This window comes from Salicola sp. AFF1 (assembly GCF_056783195.1).
Genome location: NZ_JBXAYL010000053.1, coordinates 1 through 5,049, shown reverse-complemented (window position 1 = coordinate 5,049; position 5,049 = coordinate 1). Strand labels below are relative to the sequence as shown.

Here is a 5,049-nt window from a genome sequence, read left to right as displayed (position 1 = left end):
AAAACCAAGAACTAGACTATGAAGGGTGGGTCAATTTTATTGGCCAAAGGTGGGTCAAAATAGATGGCCATTGACACACGCGATATGAAAGTGTTTTGCCGCGCAATATTGATGGTGCAAATCCACTTAATTACGTGATTATTCTTGATGGTGCGGATGGTGTAGGAGATAAGATTGTTACTAAAATAGCAGAACTGTCGCTTGTTTTTGTCAATGAGATTGTTGAAGCTGGTTCAGACTATTGGTCCGGATTTGAAGTTACTAGTTTGTCCGAGGAGGAGAGGCGATTTGTGATTTCTGAGTCCGAAAATTTTATAAACAATAATGACCATCAAAAGGTGAAGGATCCATTTATTTTTACTACTTCGGGAATAGAAGGTAATAATGAGATTGTTGTTCAGGGGAGAATAAAAAAAGGCTATAGAAGAAGAAAAAAGGGGGAGGGAGTATTCTGGCAGTGCGTATTCAGTTGGTGCAAGGGGCGACCAGAATGTTGCATATCTTAAAATAGGGTTAGAAGACAATAAAAAACCGCGTCTATTAACTTTTCTGGTAGCTGATGAGCTTCTTGCCAGGCGAGCAGCTGCAGCGTATGCGAGCCCCGATTATGAGCTCAGTATTGAGGCACACGAGACAATAGACACAAAAGGAATTTCCCGGTGGCATTTGGATCATGCAGAACTTGTTGAATGTGGCCACGGGTTCGACCTAGAGTGATCGAGTGTCACTATCAGTAGTTGTTTCTGTCTTGACTCTTTGTTTTGGGTAAATGTATTGCTATGCCTGTTGCCAGAAGTGCCAGTGCTAACTCAAATGAGTTTCGAATTGTTCCATTACGAGAGCGAGTTAGCAATAGTCCCCCGTACTGGCGGGATTGGTATTGGCGGTTTTGGAGGTTGATCGGGAAGCCATCGAACTGAATCCGGTATTCTTTGTTAATAATATTCCCGGTTTTTTTATCGGTTTGAGGCTTTGTCTGGAACTCACTGACGACTGAAAATTTCTCATCCTCCAGCATCTGAGCGATGGATGGATCATCAAATCGGGCGACAACCGTACACAGTCTGTCAGGCACATCAAATAAATCCAAAACTTTTCGGACGAGCCGGCAATGTTCTGGGCGATCCATTAAAAGATTTCGGTTTTGGCCGACTAGGTACGGCAGCGTTTCAAGGTCCGGGGCCAGCAAGTTAGAGAGAGTCTCCGTGTCAGTGACATTTCCAGCCTTTTGAATAAGTCGCTGCCATCCCGAATCCGTTATTGATGTAAGCAGTAAAAGTGTATCAGGCTCATCCCCGCCCTTGATCCAGCGGTCTTTGTCGAGTGGGTGTTTAAACCTCATGTGGTCGTTTGCATGCCGTATAATATTTACAAGTGTTATCAGATGGTCGGGGTTGAGCCGCATCAATAATCCGGCACGGTAATGGTCCATTCCCAATGCCATCAGACGCAGTGTCTTCAATAGGAGACGGAGGGTTGGCGTTACGTATTCCAGCTCAGGATGAATGGTTGACTGAGGCCGGAATTTTGGCACTTTCGGCGATTCGGTAAGATCGATAGTCCCCGGAATTTGGTAGGCACGGGGGTGGTGAACCGGAGTCCACGCGTCGGCCCATTCCGTCATCTGGTGCATGTAGTTTTTCAGCCCCGTGCTCGGGAATCGGTGACCCATCAGTCTGGCTAATGCCATCGCGGTGCGGCGTGAACGCCAGTTATTAGGGCCAAGTACGCAATGCCGGAGGGCTTGCGTGTCAATGTCATTGGAAAGCTGACTGGCTACCGGTGTCTCCAGTGCTAAAAGGGCGCTGGCGACGCGGTTGTAGAAGGTATGCCGGCCGTGATGCAGCACGATCTGAGCATTTCCTGTCACATGGCGCAGGACGCTGATGAGTGCGGATGATAAACGTGGGGCTGCGCTGGTTAGTCGAATCGTTGCGTCGGGGGCGTTTTCGCAGAGAATGGGGGTGTTGTGATCTCCGCCGGTGAGGCTCATGTGGCGGGCGAAAACACGCTCAATGAGTTCCAGCTCGATCGGTGCCAGTGTGAATAATAAAGGGATAGCTCGTCGGCTGCTGGCACTTTTAAGTGTCCGGTTCCAGTATGCCTTCTGTCGTATTAAAACCCAGGTATAGTGGGCACTGCTACACCAGTCTCGGCGTAGAAGTCCGATGGCCTCTTGAGCACGGAGGCCGAAGCGATAACTCAGCAAAAGTACAAACCCCAGCATCAGCTGCTCGTCTTGGTTAAGACCAGGATCTGATTTCAGTTGAGAGAGGCATGACAGGTATTCAGGCTCTGTTACCAAACCGGCGCTGACGTGGCGGGAGTCGCTGTCGATATCGAGCTCACTCCAGTCGGGGGACTCGACACCGAAGGTCCGAGCCCAAAGGAAGAACTCTTTCAGGCGTTGTCCGAAATAGCCGGTACTCTCAGTCGTCGTTTGTTTGTACTCAACCATTTCCGCGCACAGATCGGTAACCGCGTCGCTATCCAGGCTGATAAGATCCACGTTATAGGCGAGTCCCTGGAAGGGGCCCACCAATGAGCTCCAATACGTTGTGAGAGTGTTCTGAGCGTATGGCTGGAAATTTTGACGTGGCTTCCCCTTGCCTCGGTGGGTTATGGCCGCGAGCCAATAGCCAAGCAGTAATAAGCTGATGCTGACCGAGCCTCGATAAGCATCACAGGTTTGCTGAAGATTCTGTGCTATATCCCGAGCGAGAGCTTTGTCATATCGGTTAAGGTGGCAAGTGATTTCGCTCGTGAACTGGTTCGCATTGCTTTGAAGGGTCGTTTTGTCACGCTCCGCCGTACGTGTTTTCGACGCTGGTGATCGAGCGAGATCGTTCGGTTGGGTGTCCTCCTCCGGTGCTCCGGGGTTAAAGGCCTTGCCTTCGACAATCCGCATGAAATCAGTAAGCGATGAGCTGGTCGGCGGTTGGCGCTCGCTCAATGCAGCAGCCACCATCCCCGGCAATTGAACCAGATTCGATTGGTTGATGGTCTCGCTCAACCAGCCCAGAAAATTATCGGTCGTAAGGGACGCAGCCGTCCCTAAATAAGCTTCATACAGGGTAACGAGTTCTCTCAACTCGGGTACGTCCAGGATAGCGTCGGCATCGATCGTTTTCTTCTTCTGCGGGCCGTACGATAATAGGCTTGCAGTTTTGTAGCTGATTTCGTGACGTTGCACGGGTGCCGAATAATCGGCGGGGTCCAGTTGCTCATTGTATTCGATATAGTACTGCTGGTTATTCCGAACCAACCTGTAGTTTTGGCCTGAGGCTACATCCCTCAGGAGGCGTTTGTAGCTTAAGCGCTTTTCAATGGCGAGCAATGCTGTGCCAATCAGCCGGGATCTTGTTTTTGCAACCGAGGACCTCGAGATCGCGGTTCGTGTCCGCTGAGCCCAATCAGTGAGCTGTGCCTGGATGGATAGCGCTTGCGGGACCTGCGCTGTCACTAACGAACGCTCATCCTGCACAGTCCGGATCCGCTTACGGAAGCGGTACTTGTTAGCCGTGGCGCTGCGCTCGACCATCTTGGCCAATGTGCGGAATCGAATAGCCGCCTGGGGGTGGGGCAGGTGGTTGTCTCTGAGAAGCATCTGATTACTCAAATGCTGCAGCTCTTGTTCATCTAGGTCATCGATTGAACGTTCGGCGAGGAAGATGGCGATGTCGTCGCGGGCCTCGCGCAGTGCCTCGTTAAGGCGACGCCTGCGTTGCTTACTCCGTGCACGTATCCCAAATGTTGCCGGTTCTGTGTAGCCGTCTGAAGTTTCTATGTCATCGCCATCTAGTGGCGGTAGTGCGTGATCCGTAGTAACTGGGCGGAAAGGAAGAGATTCGAAGAGCCGGTCAACAGTGGCTCGGTAATAGTCAGCGTCCTGCTGCCAGCAGCGAGCCGAATAGTCGCTGTAGCTGGCCGCCCCGCGCTCAGCATGGCCCATCCAGCCATCTACAACCTCAGCATCTACCTGACTGGAAGTAAGGTACTGGGCGTACCGGTGACGGAATAAATTCTGCGGCAGTGACCAGTTGAATAGGGGGGCCCCCATTTGTTCCGCATCACCAACGGAATGCCATTTGAGCTGTTGGTCGAGAAGAAAAAAGTAAGGAACAGCGCCCTCATTGCCTGCACCCAAATCCGCAACGGTGTCCGCCAAGTCCGCTCGGTGAGGTGCGAGAGCTGTTGCCAGCCGATCGAGATGGCAGCGGTACTGAGCCACCATCTTCGCGGCCAAGCGAGGTAGAGGAACCAAGCGACCACTATGCAGGCTGTCATCGCTTTTATCGTTGATATAGACGCACAGATGAGATTCATTGAAATGCCGCGGCGATTCGAATGGATCACGCAGCGGGCGGGCGCCGGTAGCCGCGTAAAGTGCCATCACCGTGTATTGGACTACGGCGTTGTGATAGTGGATTAGTCCCCTGTGCCGAGCTTGCTTAAGACGCTCGGTGGCATTCTCAACCTCTGTGGTGAGGACGGACTCAATTGGCACCAGAAGACTTCCCATCTGGTTAACGTTGTCAGGGATGTCTCTTGCGGGCCGAACTGGGAGGTCAAAACCGCGCTCAATAGCGGCAATGTCCCAGCTGGCGTAACTGCAGGCCCCGGGAAGCGCGCTGTTGGGGTGTGAGCTGAGTAACCGGGCAAAGTTCGGGTTGCCAGTGGCGTCAAATAATTCCTGTGCCTTTCGGTTCGCGAGTTTCCCCGAGGTCATTCGCTCAAAATGTTGGGCAGCGTGTTGGTTGAACCACTTCTCAAGGGATTTCGATGCGGTCAGTTGCCAAAGTTCGTTCAGGGTTGAAGGGGACTGTTGGCAGGCTTTAACCGCACAGTCCAACACGGATTGAATGTCAGAGGGCACGGCGATGTGTAATTCATCTCGAAAAGGCATGACCTCTTCGATTGTGGTTTCATCCGGTCGCCAGCCGCTATGACGCCTGGGAGCTGTTCGCTTTAGCCCGGATTTCTCATGAGCATCCAGAAACCGGACTGCTGGCCGCGTAGCGGGCTGTTGGCTCAGCTCTCAATCCCGAT

General features: G+C 52.1%; 2 protein-coding genes. One reads left to right on the top strand and one right to left on the bottom strand.

Features of this window, described 5'->3' with window-relative positions:
- The first annotated feature begins 95 nt into the window (after positions 1–95).
- Entirely contained in the window at positions 96–506 is a 411-nt protein-coding gene (locus AC1RQI_RS16150) for a hypothetical protein (protein ID WP_481905639.1), read from the top strand.
- Positions 507–730: 224 nt separating this feature from the next.
- On the opposite strand, the gene AC1RQI_RS16145 is transcribed toward AC1RQI_RS16150, so the two are convergent.
- A complete protein-coding gene (locus AC1RQI_RS16145; protein ID WP_481905638.1) occupies positions 731–4,906 on the bottom strand; it encodes a hypothetical protein in 4,176 nt (1,391 codons plus the stop codon).
- Positions 4,907–5,049: the final 143 nt, after the last annotated feature.

Bases quoted from the DNA above. Each gene is read 5' to 3' on its own strand.
- AC1RQI_RS16145 (WP_481905638.1), bottom strand. From the start codon at position 4,906: ATGCCTTTTCGAGATGAATTACACATCGCCGTGCCCTCTGACATTCAA.